This is a genomic window from Armatimonadota bacterium, assembly GCA_016789105.1.
Lineage (GTDB): Bacteria > Armatimonadota > Fimbriimonadia > Fimbriimonadales > Fimbriimonadaceae > UphvI-Ar2.
On sequence record JAEURN010000008.1, the window covers coordinates 524,498 to 542,077 of the forward strand.

The 17,580-nt window shown below is 60.0% G+C and carries 16 protein-coding genes and 2 tRNA genes; 7 read left to right on the top strand and 11 right to left on the bottom strand.

All coding sequences use genetic code 11. From position 1 onward, the window contains the following. Positions 1-48: 48 nt before the first annotated feature. Positions 49-1,323, top strand: coding sequence for a glycosyltransferase family 4 protein (locus JNM28_11085; GenBank protein ID MBL8068985.1), 1,275 nt, complete (start codon positions 49-51; stop codon positions 1,321-1,323). 3 nt (positions 1,324-1,326) lie between these two features. Here the strand turns inward: JNM28_11085 and JNM28_11090 are convergent. The 3 genes from JNM28_11090 to JNM28_11100 all read right to left on the bottom strand — a co-directional run bounded on the left by JNM28_11090 (position 1,327) and on the right by JNM28_11100 (position 2,320). Further along, a tRNA-Gly gene (locus tag JNM28_11090) sits at positions 1,327-1,401 on the bottom strand. A gap of 17 nt (positions 1,402-1,418) precedes the next feature. Beyond that, positions 1,419-1,492: transfer RNA gene (locus JNM28_11095), tRNA-Gly, on the bottom strand. 45 nt (positions 1,493-1,537) lie between these two features. Next, positions 1,538-2,320 (bottom strand): hypothetical protein, encoded by a 783-nt coding sequence (locus JNM28_11100; GenBank protein ID MBL8068986.1) that lies wholly within the window; start codon positions 2,318-2,320, stop codon positions 1,538-1,540. A gap of 59 nt (positions 2,321-2,379) precedes the next feature. Between JNM28_11100 and JNM28_11105 the strand changes: the two genes are divergently transcribed. The 6 genes from JNM28_11105 to asnB are packed head-to-tail and all read left to right on the top strand — an operon-like array spanning position 2,380 to position 9,497. Continuing rightward, positions 2,380-3,627 (top strand): hypothetical protein, encoded by a 1,248-nt coding sequence (locus tag JNM28_11105; protein MBL8068987.1) that lies wholly within the window; start codon positions 2,380-2,382, stop codon positions 3,625-3,627. Continuing rightward, positions 3,624-4,793, top strand: a complete 1,170-nt coding sequence (locus tag JNM28_11110) for a hypothetical protein (GenBank protein MBL8068988.1) — start codon at positions 3,624-3,626, stop codon at positions 4,791-4,793. Before JNM28_11105 ends, JNM28_11110 begins: the two co-directional genes overlap by 4 nt. Next, on the top strand, positions 4,790-6,304 hold the full coding sequence (locus tag JNM28_11115; GenBank protein MBL8068989.1) for a hypothetical protein: 1,515 nt from the start codon (positions 4,790-4,792) through the stop codon (positions 6,302-6,304). The genes JNM28_11110 and JNM28_11115 overlap by 4 nt, the downstream gene beginning before the upstream one ends. Next, a complete protein-coding gene (locus tag JNM28_11120; GenBank protein ID MBL8068990.1) occupies positions 6,301-7,125 on the top strand; it encodes an aldolase in 825 nt (274 codons plus the stop codon). The genes JNM28_11115 and JNM28_11120 overlap by 4 nt, the downstream gene beginning before the upstream one ends. Further along, entirely contained in the window at positions 7,122-7,676 is a 555-nt protein-coding gene (locus tag JNM28_11125; protein MBL8068991.1) for a sugar transferase, read from the top strand. The genes JNM28_11120 and JNM28_11125 overlap by 4 nt, the downstream gene beginning before the upstream one ends. Positions 7,677-7,679: 3 nt before the next feature. Further along, on the top strand, positions 7,680-9,497 hold the full coding sequence (gene asnB, locus JNM28_11130; protein MBL8068992.1) for an asparagine synthase (glutamine-hydrolyzing): 1,818 nt from the start codon (positions 7,680-7,682) through the stop codon (positions 9,495-9,497). Here asnB and JNM28_11135 read toward each other — a convergent pair. The 8 genes from JNM28_11135 to JNM28_11170 are packed head-to-tail and all read right to left on the bottom strand — an operon-like array spanning position 9,461 to position 17,549. Then, complete coding sequence (locus tag JNM28_11135; GenBank protein MBL8068993.1) at positions 9,461-10,582, bottom strand: acyltransferase; 1,122 nt, start codon at positions 10,580-10,582, stop codon at positions 9,461-9,463. The two genes, asnB and JNM28_11135, sit on opposite strands and share 37 nt — an antisense overlap. Next, entirely contained in the window at positions 10,579-11,556 is a 978-nt protein-coding gene (locus JNM28_11140) for a hypothetical protein (GenBank protein ID MBL8068994.1), read from the bottom strand. The genes JNM28_11135 and JNM28_11140 overlap by 4 nt, the downstream gene beginning before the upstream one ends. A 9-nt stretch (positions 11,557-11,565) precedes the next feature. Continuing rightward, entirely contained in the window at positions 11,566-12,195 is a 630-nt protein-coding gene (gene hisH, locus JNM28_11145) for an imidazole glycerol phosphate synthase subunit HisH (GenBank protein MBL8068995.1), read from the bottom strand. Further along, positions 12,192-12,938, bottom strand: a complete 747-nt coding sequence (gene hisF / locus JNM28_11150; GenBank protein ID MBL8068996.1) for an imidazole glycerol phosphate synthase subunit HisF — start codon at positions 12,936-12,938, stop codon at positions 12,192-12,194. Before hisF ends, hisH begins: the two co-directional genes overlap by 4 nt. A gap of 7 nt (positions 12,939-12,945) precedes the next feature. Then, entirely contained in the window at positions 12,946-14,292 is a 1,347-nt protein-coding gene (locus JNM28_11155) for an N-acetyl sugar amidotransferase (GenBank protein ID MBL8068997.1), read from the bottom strand. Positions 14,293-14,320: 28 nt separating this feature from the next. Further along, positions 14,321-15,481: a LegC family aminotransferase gene (locus tag JNM28_11160; protein ID MBL8068998.1), complete on the bottom strand. Its 1,161-nt coding sequence runs from the start codon at positions 15,479-15,481 to the stop codon at positions 14,321-14,323. Further along, positions 15,471-16,454, bottom strand: a complete 984-nt coding sequence (locus JNM28_11165; protein ID MBL8068999.1) for an SDR family NAD(P)-dependent oxidoreductase — start codon at positions 16,452-16,454, stop codon at positions 15,471-15,473. The genes JNM28_11160 and JNM28_11165 overlap by 11 nt, the downstream gene beginning before the upstream one ends. 27 nt (positions 16,455-16,481) lie before the next feature. Beyond that, on the bottom strand, positions 16,482-17,549 hold the full coding sequence (locus tag JNM28_11170) for a nucleotidyltransferase family protein (protein MBL8069000.1): 1,068 nt from the start codon (positions 17,547-17,549) through the stop codon (positions 16,482-16,484). Between the last annotated feature and the right edge of the window lie 31 nt (positions 17,550-17,580).

A 17,580-nucleotide genomic window follows, 5' to 3' on the forward strand; every position in this document is an offset into this window, starting at 1 on the left:
GGTAACCTATCGCCCAGCCATGTCTCGTGGGACGGCCGGAGGGTGCCGATGCGCATATTGACCGTCGTCGGGAACCTGGGGCTTGGCGGAACCCAGCGGACGGCCGTCCAATATTCCGTGATGGCGCGCCAACTCGGCCACGAATGCGCCGTTTTCACCTACCATCCTGGGTTGGAACGGGCTCCCGAGCTGGCCGCGGCGGGGATCGACCTCTTCCCCCAGCCAGACCCATTTTCGCGGGCTATGGGCTGGAAGCCGGACCTTGTCCATTTCCACCGGGCCGGCGAGGCGGGGGCCCGGTATTCGCTCATGATCCGCGCCGCAAAAAACGCGGGTGCCAAAGTGGTCGAGACCAACATCTTCTCCCGTCCGGACTATTCAGCGGAAGGCCGGTTGATCGATCTCCATTGCCAATTGAGCAAATGGTGTTGGCTTCGGTACCGGATGCGCGCGTGGTTCCTTTTTGGAGACGGACCGAGCGTGGAAATGCCCAACCCCGCCGACGATTTTTGGGCGGGGAGCCAAGATTCGGGATCCCGGAAGCGGGGCCGCGAACTGCTCGGCCTGCCGGAAGACGCCTTTGTTTTCGGGCGGATCGCCCAACCCATCGCCAGCAAATGGATGGAATCTGTCCTTGCCGCCTTCCGGCAGGTTGCCGAGCGCCATCCCCACGCATGGCTTGGCCTGATTGGCCCAACCCCGGAATTCATGGCCGCCGCCGACCGGCTACCAGAACCCGTCCGTGCGAGGATTGCCGCCCGGCCCCAGATCAAAGGCGACCAGTTGCTGGCCGACGCCTACGGTGCTTTTGACTGCTTCCTCCATTCCGCATACGGCGGCGAGAGCTTTGGCAATGTCCTGGTGGAATCGATGTTGTGCGGGATCCCGGTCATCACCGAAGCGACTTTGCCTCGGGACAACTCCCAGGGGTTGGTGGTGGGCCACCGCCGGGGAGGTTTGGTCTGCGTCGGGGAATCTGGATTGGCCGAAGCGATGCAAACCGTCATCGCCGAACCCAGCCTTCTGATCCAATTCGGCGAACAGGGCAAAGCCTTTTGCCAAGCCAACTTTTCCTCGTCGGCAATTCTGCCCAAGCTCGAAAGGCTCTACCACCTCGTGGGCCAGTCAACCGGGAAAGTAGACCTTGCCAACCGGCTCCGGTCAAGCGGTGACCTGTTGGAACCCCAAGATGCGCGAGCAGCATGGGAATCGCGCCGCGAGGTCTTGGGCAGTTACCCCAAAAAGGACTTCGTCGAATTCAGGCTCCGCAACAGCGGGCTCATTTATTGGCTGGACTATCAGAAAAACCGGATCCGCCGGTAAATTTGGAGCGGGAGACGAGAATCGAACTCGCTACATTCAGCTTGGGAAGCTGACGTTCTACCAGTGAACTACTCCCGCACGAACCACTATTCTACTGGAGCGGGAGACGAGAATCGAACTCGCATCCCCAGCTTGGAAGGCTGACGCTTTACCACTAAGCTACTCCCGCCCGCTCCAACCGATTCTACCCATGGAGGGGAAGCGGGCCCGACCCTCAAAACGAGACCATGAGCGCCCACCCGGCATATCGCCCCGCCTGCGTGCCGAGGGTTGCGGTGAAGTGGGCGGGGCCAACCCGCCCGCAATCATAAGCCAGCATCTGGTTCCAATGGAACGAGTCGTACTCCAAAAGGGCCTTGAGCCGAGGCGTGACGAGCCTCCCCACGCTACCGAAAACGCCTCGAAATCGCGTGTTGCCATAACCCAGGCTGAAGAATGTGCCCGGTGAGGCTTCCCAAGTCCCCACGACATAAGGGCTCCGCGAGGAATCTGAGTCACCGGAGTTCCCGAACCCCGAAGAACCCCCCGAGCCGCTGACATCCATCACGCCGACGGCAAAGACGACCGGGCCCGATTGTCGAGGGGTGAATTGAGCCGAGCCAATGTTGTCCCCCCGGGAAGACAGCACGGAAAATCCGTAGCAGAAATCGCCCCATTCCCCCAACCTCGTGCCGATTTGCAACACGGCCGTGCCGTTCGCCGAATCCGACCCCCCGGACCGTGAGTTATCGGCAAAACTCGGCCTCAACGTGTCGGACACAAAAGTCCCGCCGATGACCCAATGCCAGTCGCTCAAAGAATAGGCAACCGGGGTGCTGTAGCTAAAAGCACCCCGGAAATCGGGCGCACCATCTCGGTTGATCCCATACCCCTGGCCGGGTAGTCCGTTGAAGTTGCGCAAGGAAGGATATTGCCCCGGACGGTAGAACGAGGATTGCCCCAGCGAAATCCCAACAACCGCCAAAAACACGCCAAGAGCGGGAATCCGAAGCACCATAACCGCAAAGATACCGGGTGGGAGCCTTGGCCCCGCATTAACTGCTAAACTTGCCTGGAATGGGAGAAGACGCCCAAAGAGGCGAATTGGATCTTGCCGCGGTTTTTGGGCGGGTCGCCCGGCGCTGGCCCATAGCCCTTGGCATGGCCCTGGGCGGCGGAGTCTTGGGACTTGGAATCACGGCGGCCCTCACGCCCGAATACGAAGCCAAGGCAACCCTTATCTTTCCCAACGCCACGCCGAGTTTCGGACTCCAAAGCCTGGGATTGCAAAACGCCGTCGGTTCCGAAAACATGGAGCTCGTCGAAGGGATCATCACCAGCCGCGAAGTCGAAGACGGGCTGGTTCAAGCGACGGGTTTGAAACGTAGGGATCTCCGCGAAAATCTGCGGGTCTCCCAAATTCCCGGTCGCCGGCTTGTCACCATCAGCTATGCGTCGCCCGACAAATCACAAGGCCTGAAAGTGGTCACGGAGTCGCTTAGCCGATTGAACCAGGTGCAAGAATCCATCGGGGTCAACACCAGCAAAAAAAGACTGACCGGGTATCGCGAAGCCTATGACGAAAAAGCCCAGACGGTGCGCGAAATCGAGCAGCAGATCGAAAATTTCCAACGACGCTCGGCCACCGTGCCCACGGCGGAAGACGGGTTTACCGGTTCGGATTACCTCAAAAACCAACAAGAGGCATTGCTGAAGTTGCAGGTCGCCACACGCAAAGTCGAAGCAAAACGGGCGGCTGCCCAACGGGTAGGATCAGCGGCGGTCGGCGGGTTGCCGACCGGGCTTGAACGCGAAACCAAATGGCGGGACGAACTCCTGAAAGCCTCGATTGAACTGGACCAGTTGCGGGCCAAATACCAACCCGGCACGGCCCAGGTCAAAGAAGCTGAAGAAAAGCTTGCGACAACAAAGTCCAACTTGACCAAGGAGATCGCCCAGTATGTCAAAAGTGTCCAATCCGGGGCAGACTTGGAAACCGCCGAGCTCATTGCCGACCAAGTCGTTGCCAAATGGGAATACGCCCGGGCCCAAGAACTTGCCCGCGTCGCCCCGCAAGAAGCCGCGGAATACCGGGGCCTCATCGGCAGGCTTCAACAAGAAAGCAAAGCCCGCGACGAGCTCAAAACCGAAGCCGATGCCGAAGCCGTGAGGAACAAAGTCGAAGCCAAAATCTGGCAGGTGCTTGACGAACCCTATGTCGAAGAAGAAGCCGTCAACAAGAAGTTTGGGATGAACACGGGGTTGGGGCTGGTGCTTGGCGGCCTGCTCGGCGCGCTGGCCGCCAACCGGGCCGCTAAAAAATGAGCCGGATCCTTGCGGTCACATACGGGGCGGGGCACGTCAACATGGTCTTGCCCGTCATTTCGGTGTTAAAACGGTCCGGCCATGACGTCTTGATCCTTGCCCTTACCACCGCCCACGGCCCCGCGGCACGGGCGGGATTCACCCCACTCGGGTTCCGCAACTTCCTCAGGGCGAGTGATACGCTGGCTCACGAATGGGGCCCGCGGTTAAGCGGGGGGACGTCCTCCAATCCAGATGTGCACCCCGACGAGACTTCGGCCTACTTGGGACTCAACTACGCCGAGCTAATCGCAACGCACGGGCAAGAAGGCGCCGCGCAAGCCTATGCGGATCGGGGCCGGCAAGCCTTTTTCCCAATCCAAACCGTTGGCCGCATCATCGACGACATCCAACCGGACTTGGTTGTCGCCACCAGCAGCCCCAGAGCCGAACGGGCCGCCGTGACCGCGGCGGCCGCCCGCGGGATCCCCGCCCTCGTCCTCTGCGACTTCATGCCCCAAAGCGAATTGGAATGGCTTGCCGTCCCCGGATATGGAAACCGGCTTTGCGTTATGAGTCAGGGCGTCAAGCATCGGATGGTCGAATCTGGCCGCCATGTCGATGAAATCGTGGTGACCGGGAACCCGGCTTTCGATACCGTCTTCGAACTCGACGCCGAGTCTCTCCGCCAGGACTGGCGTAATCGGCACGGCTTGGGGCCAAATTGCCGTGTCGCCTTGTTTGCCAGTCAGCCGGATCGGGAAGAGAACCTGGGTGCCCTGGCCGCTGTCCGGCTCGCTGAGGCAGGCCGCAGCAAGGGGTGGCTGGTCGTCTACCGACCCCATCCGAACGAACTGTTTGACCCCTCCATCCTTCCGGATTGGATCCCGGTCAGCGGTGGTGACGATTCGATTTGGGAAAGCCTTTGCGGTTGTGATGGGTGCCTTGTCATCAGCTCCACGGTCGGGATCCAAGCTTTGCTCGTTGGTCGGCCAATGGCCGTCTACGACATCCCGGTGAACGCGGACCCCGCCCCATACCCGGCCATGGGATTGGGCGGTTATGGAACCACTCCCGAAGCGGTTTTCGATGCTTTGGAGGCACAAAGTCGTCCCGATGGGTGCGGCATGCCTCGGCGTCCCGCCGCACCTGCCGTTGCCGCCGAGGTGGAGCGGCTCTTGACATGAAGCGGTTCCTCGGATCCAGCATGTGGCTGTTTGCCGGCATCATGCTCGGCCGGATCCTGGGTTTGGTGCGGGACCTCGTGATTGCCAACCAGCTCGGCCAAGGTGTGGACGCCGACCGGGCGATCTTCGTCGTCACGATCCCGGACGTGATGGTCAACATCCTGATCGGCGGGGCGATGGGCGCTGCGTTGATCCCCGAGTTCAAGCGGCGCGGGCCCGGCGACAATTGGGCCCTATTCCGGCAGTCCGGATGGGCGGTCTTCGGCGTGATGGCCGCCGCCACGGCGGCCCTGGCCGTTTTTGCCGGGCCGATCACCCGGATGCTGGTCAGCGGGCTCCCAGAAGAGGCGGTTCCGGGCACGGCGCGGCTCGTGCAAATATGCCTTTGGGCGGTTCCGTTCACCGCGGCTTCGGCGGTGGTGCGGGCCAAACTGCAAAGCCACGAACGGTTTGCCGTTCCTTCGTTTGCGGGGTTTGTCTATAACCTGGCGATCGTTTTGGGCTTGGTTGCGGCCGGATTCTTTGCCGACCTCCGGTGGTTAGCGGTTTCGGCGGTCGGCGGCGCCGTGCTCAGCTTGGGAATGCAAGTCGCCGATTCGTGGAAGTTCCGCGAGACCGGCGGAGCCAAGCCGGGTTTGCAGATCGACCACCGCTTGACGGGCCGGTACATCGGGGCCCTTTTGGCCGGATCGGCCGTCTTGGTGTTACCGGTGGCGATGCGGGCTTTTGCTTCGACCAATGGCCCGGGAGGGCAGGCCGTGGTGTATTACGCCTCCAAACTAGTTGACTTGCCCATGGGGACGGTGCTCACCATTGTCAGCATTGCCATGTTCCCCGCGATCGCCGACGCATTTGCCAAAGCCGAAAGCCATCCAGAAGGTGTCCGACTGGCCCAAAACGGCTTGCGGGCCGTGCTTGCCCTGGCTCTGCCGGTGGCCCTGGGGATGGGCGTGTTCAGCCTGGCTTTTTCTAACCTTTTGTACCGCCACGGGGAAATGGGTTCCGATGGCGCGCGGCATGTCGGCGCACTCGCCGCCGTCATGATGGTGGGTTTGGTGCCGCAAGCCCTAAATTCGATGCTCCTCGTCGTCTTCGATGCCTTGCGAGATATGGTCACCCCGTTCATCTTGAGCCTCGTTGCGATCTTGGGCTTTTTGGCGGCCGGATTCTTGGGTGTGCGGGGACTGTTGCCTTTGGCTTGGCTCTACGCGGGGTTCCACTGGTGTTTGATGGTGGCTCTGGCGGCCGGGCTGGCGATCCGACACAAACTCAGATTGTTCGAACCCGGGTTTGCCACCAAAGCCCTTGCTGGGATCGCTGGTTCTGGGGTCGCGTTCGGGATCTTTTGCTTGGCCGCCTACCGGGCGGCCACCGATTTGCCGCCGGCGGCCGGGGTTTGCCTCGCCATTTTGGGAGGTATTGCCAGCCTCGCCGGCGGGCTCGCCGCCGATCCCGAAACGAGGCGTAGCCTCTCCGGAGCGGTATTGCGCAAACTAAGGAAAGCGGCATGACGCTCTACTTGATCACCGCCTGCCCAGATCTTGCCCGGGCCGCAACCGCTGCCGGGGTGGATCGCATTTTCGTCGACCTGGAAATCGCCGGGAAAGAAGCCCGCCAAGGGCACAAGGACACGGTGATCAGCCGCCATACCCTCGAGGATGTCCACGCCATCCGGCAAGTGGTTCCCCAGGGATCGCTCTTGGTGCGCATCGACCCGTGGGGAGACGGGTCGCCTGGCCAAGTCGAAGCGGTTTTGGATGCCGGTGCCGATGCCCTGATGCTCCCGATGTTTTCCAACGCCCAAGAAGTGGCCGCCTTCACGCATTGTGTGGCAGGGCGGGCCACCACTGTCGGACTTTGCGAAACCGCGGCCGGGCTTGCCCGGCTTGGCCCAATCCTCACCTCGGGGCAGCTGGATGAAATCCACTTTGGGCTCAACGACCTTCACTTGGATATGGGGCTGGACTTCTTGTTCGAAGTATTGGCGGGCGGATTCATGGATTTGGCCGCAAGCCGCTGTCTGGAAGCCGGGGTGCCGTTCGGTTTTGGCGGCGTGGCGCGGGTTGGGGGCGGGGAACTCCCGGCCCGCCTCATCTTGGGCGAACATGAGCGCCTGGGGAGCACCGCGGTCATCCTTTCCCGGGCGTTCACCGGCGGGGCCAAAACTTTGTCGGACATGCCGGCCGACCTGGACCTGAAAGCAGAGGTCGCCCGCGTCCAGGAATGTTTGGAAAGCCTGGCCGAACGCGATGACGACCAGCGCGAAGCCGACCGCCTGGAACTCGCCGGAATCACCCAGGCCATTGCCGACCGCATAGGTGGTCGGGCTTGAAGCGGGCGTTCGACCTGGCTGCTTCGCTGGTGCTGCTGGCCGTGCTGTGGCCCTTGATGCTGGCGGTGGCGATTTGGATCGCCCTCGATTCCCCGGGAGGGGCCGTGTACCGGCAAAAGCGGGTGGGCAAGGGCGGCAAACTCTTCGAGCTTTACAAATTTCGGAGCATGGTGGCCGAGGCGGATCGCATCGGCGGGTATGCAACCGCGGATGGGGATCCCCGGATCACCAAGCCTGGCCGGTTGGTGCGCAAAACCTCGATCGACGAATTGCCCCAATTGGTCAACGTGCTCAAAGGCGATATGAGCCTTGTCGGCCCAAGGCCGGATACACCCATGCAAGAAGCTAACTACTCCCCGCAAGATTGGGCCAAGCGCTGTTCCGTGCGACCCGGCATCACCGGTTTGGCCCAAGCCACGTTGCGGAGCGATGCCACACCGGAAGAGCGGACGCGGCTCGACCTCGACTACGTTGATCGGGCCGGATTGGGATTCGACCTGCGGATCCTGGCCATGACCCTGCGACAGGTACTCTTCCGCGGCGGGAACTGAGCGATGTGCGGCATCCAAGGCTTTTTCGACCACTCAGGGTCGGCACCAGAAGGGCTCTGTTCGACCATGGGGTTTTGCCAATGGCACCGCGGCCCCGATGACCACGGCGTCTTTGAATCCGGCTTTGCGGCCATCGGCAACATGCGCCTTTCGATCATTGACTTGGAATCGGGCCACCAGCCGGTCGTTTCGGCGGACGGCCAAGTCGCCCTCGTCCAAAACGGCGAAATCTACAACTACATCGAACTTCGCGACGAGCTGATTGGGAAGGGTTGCCGGTTCGAGACTGAAAGCGATACCGAAGTGCTGCTGCACGGCTACCTGACGTGGGGAAAATCCTTTGTCTCCCGCCTGACCGGCATGTTTGGGATCGCCATTTGGGACGCCAGGTCGAAGGAGTTGCATTTGTTCCGGGATGCCCTGGGAGTCAAACCCCTGTTCCTTTGCGACCAGGGTGGACGAACCTATTTTGCCAGCGAGATCAAGGCAATCTTGGCGGCCGGGGTGCCAAGGTCGGTTGACCACGAAGCTCTCCATCACTTTTTAAGTTATGGTTTTGTTCCTCCACCCTACACACTCTTTGCTGGAATCAGACATTTAATGCCGGGGTGGATGGCAACTGTTTCGCAACGGGGAACCGAGCTCGCCCAATGGTGGCACCCGGCCGACACCGAACCCGTCCCGATTGGTGAAAGTGATTTTGCCGAACAGTTCTTGAGCCTGCTCGAAGAATCTGTGCGGCTCCGCATGCGCGCGGATGTCCCCTTTGGGGCCTTCCTCAGCGGGGGCTTGGATTCTAGTACGGTGGTCGGGCTGATGGGCCGCTTCACGGACGAACCAGTTAAGACGTTTTCTATAGGTTTTCACGATGAAAGATTTGACGAATCGGAGTGGGGGAAAATGGCGGCGGCCCGGTTTGGAACCGACCACCGCTTGGAATTCGTGGGGCCGGAAATTGTCCACAAATGGGTTCGTGCCGTCTATCATTGCGACCAGCCCCACAGCGATGTCAGCTTTTTGCCCACCATGCGGTTGAGCGAACTAGCCGTCCAACATGTGAAAATGGTGCTCACCGGGGACGGCGGCGACGAACTGTTTGGCGGCTATACAAAATATTCAAGTTATTTTGAAAAACATGGTTTCAACCAATCGACCAAGAATTTTTGTGACGCCTATCACCGGCACATCACGCTCTTCGATGAGGGCGAAAAGCGCGCCATCTACACGTCTTCTCAATCGGACCGCGTCGTGGGGCTCGATTCCTGCTCGGTCACAGAAAGCTGGCTTAAGAAGGTGCCCCAGTTCGATCGGGTCAATCAAGCGTTGTGGCTAGATGTTGCCCTTCTGCTCCCCGGGAACAACTTGGTGAAGCCGGATCGAATGGCCATGGCGGTTTCTCTGGAAGCGCGTGACCCCTATTTGGATAAGCATCTGGCGGAGTTCGCGCTCTCCGTCCCGGGCGACCTTAAAGTCCGCGGCGAAGTCACCCGGTATGCCTACAAAATGGCGGTGGCCCCATTGCTTGGCGATGAACTCACCTACCGGCCCAAGCGGATGTTCACCGTGCCGATCGGAGAATGGTTCAAAGATGTTTTGGCCGGGTTCACGCGCGGGCTGCTTCACTCGGATCGGTTCTTGGAGCGGGGATTGTTTGAACCTGAAGTTGTCAACCGTTTGTTGGAGGAGCACGAGTCCGGGCAGGTTGACCACACCCGGCAGATCCGCTTGCTCTTGGCGTTAGAAATCTGGTTCCGGCTTTTCATCGACCGGGAGGAACTCTCACCTCACCTGGACGAAGAGTCGCTGATCGCGACGGTTTGAACGCCCGGGGCGAACCACTCGGCCGATTTTCGGCGGGCCCATTCAACGCTCGGCCTTTCAAGGAACTTGTAACTTAGGGCCGAGAGGCCAAGCGTTCCTGCAATGGTCAAAACCGCATGCACGGCAGGGAAGTTGCCTAGCCCGACCAATTTGAGGGCTTGGAAGGCAAAGGGGTGGAGCAGGTAAATGCTGTAGCTCCACAGCCCAATAGGGTTAAAAACCCGGTCGAACGGTTTGGGCGTTTCCACTTGGGCAATGCTGATCCAGGCCATCCATGCGGCCAAAAGCACGAAAACCAACCGGCCAACCCCGGTGACGGTGGCCGTGTCGGTGGCGGCAAGGGGCGAACAGACCGCTATGGCCAACAGCACCGCGAGTCCAGCCCGCGAGACCCATGCCGGGCGTGCTGGCTGGTGGCACTGGAAATGCACCGCCAAGTACATCCCCACCGCGAACAAAAACAGGTGGTTCACGGGACTGACGTATTCCGCCCACTGTGGAGCCAGCAGGGCGCGGGAATCCAACTGCCAGGCCGTCCACGCCACCGATCCGGTCGCTAACACGGATACGGCCGCCATCCGCGGCCACGGCCGACCCATGGCACCCATAAGCAACGGGAACGCGGCATAACACACCACCTCAACGCCGATCGACCACCCCCCGATGATCCCCTTGATGCTGGGATCAATGAACCCGAACAAGAGGCTGGTATGGAGCAGCGCGTTCCGCCAATTGACCCCTTCCATGTCGTGGGTGAGCATCCGGAATGCCGTCGCTACGGCGAACGCCGCAACATACAGCGGCCAGAGCCGCATGAACCGTTTCCAATAAAAGTCTTTGAGGCCGATGGCGGTCAAAAGCGGCTTGCCACTATAGACATAAGCCATGGAGAACCCCGAGATGACAAAGAACATCTCGACCCCATAGATTCCCAGCCAGTTCCAAAAATGCTGGAAGAGCCCGTCTTGCAAGATGCCGGTCCAGCCAGTCGTGTGGAACAGCATGATGCCGCAAGCAAGCATCCCCCTCAGCGCGTCCACGCTTTCAATTCGGGGTTTGCCCGCCGGCGCGGCTGGAACCGTCATGCTGGTTCAGGCTCCGCAGGTCCAGTTTCGGGCAGGACGGCGCACCCGGCAAGGCACCAAAGCACCGGCATCAAAAAGGCGATCGCGCCTAGCCCTTCAAACAAAAAGGCGACCGCCGCCGCAGAAAAGAACCACATCAGCGGGCGGGCCGGCCGACCCAGGCTGTTCAGGGCCACCAAAAACCAAACGACCAAAGCTAAAATCCCGATGTAGAGGAAGAACCGCATCTTGTCGTTCACCATGTAGCTGACCAAGATCGTGTTGCGTTCTAATGCGGCACTCAACCCGGTCCCCTTGGCGTAGTCGGCCGTTCCGCTGCCGAAAAACCCCAGCTTGTTCTTGACCGCCGCGACCAAGCCTGCAAATCCCAATGCAAGCGACATGTACAGGCCGATCCGCATTTTCTTCACGGCTTGCAGGTTCATCAAGACGATCATGAACCACGCTAAGGCCACCCCCGAAGACAGAAAACTCATTGCGGCGCTGACATAAAACTGCCAACCTCGGCGGTTGTCAGAAAAGAGATAGATATACAGGTTGGCAATGCCGACGATCACGAGAACCGTTCGATAACTCAGGGCAAACGGAAGCAAAAAAACCACCAACTGGATCAAATGGATCCGGCCGTGGAACCTGGCCGTGGCCACCGTCAACAATACCGGCGCCATCAACACCGCCTCGAACCAGGAGGGCATGCCTTGCAGCCAAGAGAAATACCAAGGCGAAACGATGGCGAACCGCAAGAAATGCACTCCCAAAACGGGCTCCGCGAGAATGTTCAGCTTTCCGGTTGCCAAAAGGATGGAAACGTATTTGATTTGGGAAAAGAATCCATCGGTGTCATCGCCGTTGAACAAGTGGAGACCCCGAACCTGGGAAAGCACGATGAACAACAGGCTGGCCATGGCAACCGCCAGTTGGGAATGCGAAACCACCCAGCGGCGCGGTGGACTGGGCGTCGCGGTGGTGGCCATCAGGTGAGTTTACAGGGCCAAGAACGAGCGGATGACCGTCAAACCGGCTTCACCGCTCTTTTCGGGGTGGAATTGGGTGCCAAACACATTGTCCTTCCGCACGGCGGCCACCACCGGGTACCCGTCATAGTCGCACTCTGCCAAAACGTGCCCAGGATCGTTGGGAATCACACTGAAACTGTGGACGAAATAGAACTGGGCCGAGGGGTTGCTTCCCTCCAGAATTGAGCCTTCCCAGGGGTTGGTCTGGCGCAATGGAGCCCAACCAATGTGGGGGCGCTTGCGAACAGTCCCTTGGTCAGTGCGGCCCGGGATCTCTTGCACAACCCCGGGGATGATGCCGAGGCCGCCATGTTCGCCAAACTCAAAGCTCTTGTCCATCAGCATTTGCATCCCGACGCAGATCCCAAGGAATGGCCGGCCCGTTTGGATGAACCCCTGCACGGTCTCGCGGAAGTGGAGGCGGTTCAACTCCGTGATGCAATTGCCAAAGGCCCCCACTCCGGGCACGATTAGGCGGTCGGCGTTTTCCGCTTCGTCGGGGTGGGCGGCCACGGTGACATCCGCCCCACACGCCTTGAGCGCATTGTGCACGCTGAACAGGTTGCCTGTCCCATAGTTGACAAGGGTGGCTTTCATGATTGGGCCTCTCGGACGGCTGTTTTGATTTCGGCGACCGAAAATGATTTGTAATGGAGGGCGTGGGCCACCGCCACGGCATCGGCACCGCCCAACCGGACGGCCTGCTGGGCGTGCTCCAGAGTGCCCATGCCCCCGCTCAGGATCACCGGCACTTCCACCCGGCTCGTCACCGCCCGGCACAATTCGACATCAAAGCCTTGCTGTGTGCCTTCGTTGTCGACTGAAGTCAGCAGGATTTCCCCCACACCGAGTTCGACCGCTTCGCAAACCCATTCCACCACGTCGCGACCCGTGTGCTCCCGCCCATTGTCGGTGAAGGCTTCCCATTTGCCTTCCCCAGCCGATTTGGCCTCGATGGAAAGCACCATGCACTGCGTTCCAAATCGTTCACTGACTTCGCGGATCAAATCCGGATTCTTGGTCGCCGCCGTGTTGATGGCGACCTTATCCGCCCCTGAATGCAGGAGCTTGGCGGCGTCATCAGCACTCCTGATCCCGCCGCCGACGGTGAGCGGCACAAAGATGTTGCCGGCGGTCTTTTGCAGGAGGTCTTCCAAAGAATTGCGGTTATATAGGCTGGCGACGATATCCATGTAACAAATCTCGTCGATTCCTTGCCGGTAGTAGTCTTCGACGAACTCTTGGGGGTCGCCCAACTTGCGCAGGCCCTCCAGCCGGATGCCTTTGATCAGGTTCGGGCTCTTGATGTCGAGCCGCGCAATCACACGGACGTCGCGCATTTCCGGTTCAAGCGTAGTGGGCCGGCAAGGCCTCGGCCTCAAAGACGGTGTTCCTCAGTTTCCAAACGCCGTTTTCTCGCTTCCACAAGTGCGGCGACCGGAACGAGTCGGCCAAGTTGTCGAAATATTCCCGATCCATGATCGGTTGTTCGAACATCTGGCTGGCTTCCGGGAATTCTTTTTCCGGAATGCTGAGGTAGCGGAAGATCTCGTCGGCAAACCTTTCCGGCCATTCGCCGTCATACTTTTTGACCAAGGCGATGCCTTCCTCCCGCTCGATGTCTTGAGACCGGATCTCTTGGGCGGCATCGTATGTGGCCCGCCCGATCCCAAATTTGATGTAGGTGGTGTAGTAGTGGTAGTCGTCGATCCGGTCGTCGATCGAGTTGTATTTGCTATAGGTGCCAGGGGTTCGCTCGGGACTCGCTTCAAACCCTCCATGCTCAACGCTGTAGTAGTAGCAGCTTTGGGGGTGCCACTTTAGATAGTAGCCGGTGTAGTGGACTTCAATCTTCTTGCGTTCAAGCTCATCGGGGTCAGCCGGGAGATAGGGGTTCAGGTCGGCTTGTTCAAAGCCAAAGTGATCGATCAAGTCTTGCACGCTGGTGCCGCCGATGAAGATTTGCGAGTTGTCTTGCTCGGCAAAATAGGCGTAGTCGCGCTTGGCGCTTGAGGTGTCGGCGATCGGGTTGCCGTATTCAGCCTCGTTTTCACCGTAAAAAACCAGCGGCAAGTTGAACAAGGCCGCCATTTTGGGGGCCAACAACTTTTGCCCGAAAATGAAAGGTTGGAACGGGTGGAACAGGTTTTCCACGGCCAAGCGGGTCAGCAAGCGGTGGGCCCGGCCGTTGGGGGTGCACAAGTAGTTGTCGAACCCGGCATGGATCCACCGCTGGAAGTTGCGCCAGCCCCATTCCGTGTAGACGTGGGGGGCCCAAGTCACCGTCAGCGGGTGCATCCCATATTTTTCTTTTAGGATGTGGGCGGCATAAAAGCTGTCTTTGCCGCCGGAGCCGGGCACCAGACAGTCATAGGAGCCGTCAGTCTTGCGGAACCGGTCGCACAGGTCCACGAGCTCGCGTTCCCGTTCGGCCCAGTCGATCCGGCCGTCGTGCTTTTGTTCTGCCAACCGGCAGGCGTCGCAGACCCCGTTTTCGTCAAAGTTGATCGTGGCTTTTTTGCTGTCGCGTGTGTGTTTGAACTCGACCGCCGAGTTTGGCCGCTGGTTGGATATGACGCACTTCTTGCAGAACTTGATCTCCCGAGGCAAACCGTAATAGATTTCAAGTTGGTCTTCCGGTCGGTCGTACTTGGAGTAGTCGATTTCGCGTCTTGCCGGATACTTTGTCGCCATGGGTTGAGCCGCCGCAATGGGGTGCCCGCTATTCTACTTGTTTCAGGGCGGCTCCGAGTTGGGCCGCCACCCGCGCGGCATCGGCGCGCGTCAAGCCGACCGAGCAGGGCAAGCTCAGGCATTCGCGTTGGAGCTGATCCGCCACCGGGCAATCCCGAGGTGCCAAATGAGAATAGGCCGGCGAACGGTGCAGGCATTGCCACAAGGGTCTTGTTTGAATCCCGGCGGATTCCAGAAACGTGCAAACCGGGCGCCAATGCCGGCCCCGCATGCGGATTGTGTAAAGCCACTTGGCCCCGGTACCGTAGCCAGGCTCGGGCATGGGCTCTATTGGGAGGTCGGCCAACAACTCGGCATACCAGTCGGCAATCTCGGCTTTTTTGGCCAGGAATGCCGGCAGCTGTTCCAATTGCGCCACGCCCATTGCCGCCAGAACATTCACCAATCGGTAGTTGTATCCGACCTCGTCATGGATGAATTCGACCGGTTCGATTTTTGCCGTAGTCGTGAGGTGCTTGGCTTGTTTGGCCAGAGCTTCGTGATTTGTGCAAACCATCCCACCTCCGCCAGTTGTGATGAGTTTGTTACCATTAAAGCTGAACACACCGCAATCGCCGATGCTCCCAACGAGTCGCCCTTGCCACGTGGCGCCCAGCGATTCGGTCGCATCCTCCACAACCTTCAACCCATGGCGTTCCGCCATTGCGGAGATAGGGGCCATGTCGCACGAGATCCCCAAAATATGGACGGGCATGATGGCGGCTACCCGCTGGCCAGTAGCCCGCTCTACGGTTTGCCCGCCCACCATCTCGCATTCATCGGTCAAAAACCTTTCAACCGAACATGGATTCAATTGCCAGGTCTCTTCATCGACATCCAGAAAAATGGGGACAGCGCCAGCATGGGAAACCGCATTGGCACTCGCGATAAAGGTTAGCGCTGGAACCAGGACACGATCGCCGGGCTTGACACCGGCGGCCATGAGCGCGGTGTGCAAGGCGGTTGTTCCGTTGGAACAGGCGACAGCAAACCGCGTTCCCACGGCGGCCGCGAATTCCTGTTCGAACCGTGTCACATAGCTGCCTACGCTGCTGACCCACCCGGTGTCCAGGCATTCTTTGATGTAAACCCACTCGTTGCCCGCCAGATGGGGCACGCAGAGCGGGATGAACGGCGGGTCAGACGGCATAAGTCCCCGGACGGTAATGCCCGATGTGGCCAACAACCCACTCGATGGTCTGGGCGAGCCCCTCCTCCAGGCTGACCCGGGGTTCCCATCCCAGGAGCCGCTTGGCTTTGGAACTGTCGGCCAGCAGTCGTTCGACCTCTGAGTTTCCCGGCCGAACCCGCAGACCATCGGTGACAATTTGAATCGGCTTGCCCATCGTTTCGGCAATCAGCTCCGCCAAGTCGCCGATGGAAATCTCCCGGTTGCTGCCCAAATTGACGACTTCGCCCACCACTTCGTCGGGCCCTGCGGCGGACAGGAACCCTTCAACGGTGTTTGCCACGTAATTCAAATCCCGGGTCGGGGTGAGCGAACCCAACTTGACTTCGGGGCCGTTGCACAGTTGGGAAATGATGGTGGGGATCACTGCTCGGGCCGATTGGCGCGGGCCGAACGTGTTGAACGGCCGGACAGTCACCACGGGAACGCCGAAAGACCGCTGATAGCTTTCGGCCATCATGTCGGCCCCGATCTTGGATGCCGAATAAGGGGATTGCCCCTGCAGCGGGTGGGTCTCGGCGATTGGGACTGTGATCGCCGTACCGTAAGTTTCGCTGGTGCTTGTGTGGATCACGCGGCGCGTGCCGGCTTCGCGGGCGGCTTGCAGCACATTCAAAGTGCCTTCGACATTGGTGCGGACGTAGCTGCGCGGGGCGGAATAGCTGTAAGGGATAGCGATCAGCGCCGCCAAGTGGAACAAGGTGTCTTGCCCTTGCACCGCTTCTTTGACCGATTCGTTGTCGGCGATGTCGCCCGCGTGGATCCGCATCTCGGAAGCGAGAGGACTGTCGTCCAGCCATCCCCACCGCCCGGCTCCGTTGTAATGCACAAACGCCGTGACTTCCGCACCCTGGCGAACCAGCTCTTCGGCCAAGTGGCTGCCGATGAAACCCCCGGCACCCGTGACGAGCACCTTGCGGCCACTCCAATCCATTTGGCTATTTAAGCACGATCCGGGGTTCTAAACCAGCCCCTCGGCCGCATCCCGCTGGGCGCGGTTGTAGTCGTCGATGTGGCCGATGTCCAACCAATATTCCGCGACCGGGAACGTGGCCACTGTGCGGCCAGCCCGGACCAGGCGCTCGACCAACTGGGTCATATCCAAACGACCGTCGGTTCCCAAATAGTCGAACGCTGCCGGGCTCAAAAGGTAGATCCCAGCGTTGACGAAATGCGTATACGTCGGCTTTTCCACCAACTTGCGGAGATAAGGCCCTTCGGTTTCGACCACTCCGTAAGGAACATAAACATCATATCCCCGGACGGCAAGGGTCAAATCTGCATCGTGCTCGTTGTGGAACGCCGTCATGTTCCGAAAGTCGATGTTGGTCAGGATGTCGCCGTTGATCACGAGTGCCGGTCCGGCGGGCCGCTCGATCATCCGCAGGGCTCCGGCCGTCCCCAGCGGGGTCTCTTCGTGCACATAGCTGATGTTGACCCCAAAGTCCTTCCCGTCGCCAAAGTGCTGCTTGATCACTTCCGGCATGAAGTGGGTTGTGACGCTCACCCCGCAAATCCCGGCCGAGGAGAGTTGGCCGATGATCCGTTCCAATAACGGGCGGTCGCCGACGGGCAGCATGGGCTTGGGCGTGTCTTCGGTCAGCGGCCGGAGCCGCGACCCGAATCCACCGGCCATCACCACCGCGTTTACCGGAGGTTCAGTATTCAAAAGGAGGTCATCCAAAAGTACGACGTCGACAACCCGGCAGTCATCATCGACAAGCGGGATTTGGCGCACCGTGTCGCGAACCATCATCTGTCGGATTTGCGCAACCGGCGTGCCCTGGGCCGCAAAGGTGGGGGGGCGGCCAGAAAACGATTCGCCCATGCAGGTGATGGTGGACTCGAGCGAAAAGCCAGAAAGGATGGCCCGCCGGATGTCGCCATCGGTGATCACGCGGATCAACCGACCGTCCGGCTCGGTCAAAAAGACGGCGCCGCAGTTGTTTTCGTTGATCGCCCGCAAAACGTCGCGGAGGGTAGCGGATGGAGTGCAGAGGTATTTGGCAATATCTTTTGTTTTTGGCATTTTTCCTCCTTATTACCTCGTCCTGGCGGCC

Bases quoted from the DNA above. Each gene is read 5' to 3' on its own strand.
- JNM28_11085 (MBL8068985.1), top strand. From the start codon at position 49: ATGCGCATATTGACCGTCGTCGGGAACCTGGGGCTTGGCGGAACCCAG.
- JNM28_11100 (MBL8068986.1), bottom strand. From the start codon at position 2,320: ATGGTGCTTCGGATTCCCGCTCTTGGCGTGTTTTTGGCGGTTGTTGGG.
- JNM28_11105 (MBL8068987.1), top strand. From the start codon at position 2,380: ATGGGAGAAGACGCCCAAAGAGGCGAATTGGATCTTGCCGCGGTTTTT.
- JNM28_11110 (MBL8068988.1), top strand. From the start codon at position 3,624: ATGAGCCGGATCCTTGCGGTCACATACGGGGCGGGGCACGTCAACATG.
- JNM28_11115 (MBL8068989.1), top strand. From the start codon at position 4,790: ATGAAGCGGTTCCTCGGATCCAGCATGTGGCTGTTTGCCGGCATCATG.
- JNM28_11120 (MBL8068990.1), top strand. From the start codon at position 6,301: ATGACGCTCTACTTGATCACCGCCTGCCCAGATCTTGCCCGGGCCGCA.
- asnB (MBL8068992.1), top strand. From the start codon at position 7,680: ATGTGCGGCATCCAAGGCTTTTTCGACCACTCAGGGTCGGCACCAGAA.
- JNM28_11135 (MBL8068993.1), bottom strand. From the start codon at position 10,582: ATGACGGTTCCAGCCGCGCCGGCGGGCAAACCCCGAATTGAAAGCGTG.
- JNM28_11140 (MBL8068994.1), bottom strand. From the start codon at position 11,556: ATGGCCACCACCGCGACGCCCAGTCCACCGCGCCGCTGGGTGGTTTCG.
- hisH (MBL8068995.1), bottom strand. From the start codon at position 12,195: ATGAAAGCCACCCTTGTCAACTATGGGACAGGCAACCTGTTCAGCGTG.
- hisF (MBL8068996.1), bottom strand. From the start codon at position 12,938: ATGCGCGACGTCCGTGTGATTGCGCGGCTCGACATCAAGAGCCCGAAC.
- JNM28_11155 (MBL8068997.1), bottom strand. From the start codon at position 14,292: ATGGCGACAAAGTATCCGGCAAGACGCGAAATCGACTACTCCAAGTAC.
- JNM28_11160 (MBL8068998.1), bottom strand. From the start codon at position 15,481: ATGCCGTCTGACCCGCCGTTCATCCCGCTCTGCGTGCCCCATCTGGCG.
- JNM28_11165 (MBL8068999.1), bottom strand. From the start codon at position 16,454: ATGGATTGGAGTGGCCGCAAGGTGCTCGTCACGGGTGCCGGGGGTTTC.
- JNM28_11170 (MBL8069000.1), bottom strand. From the start codon at position 17,549: ATGCCAAAAACAAAAGATATTGCCAAATACCTCTGCACTCCATCCGCT.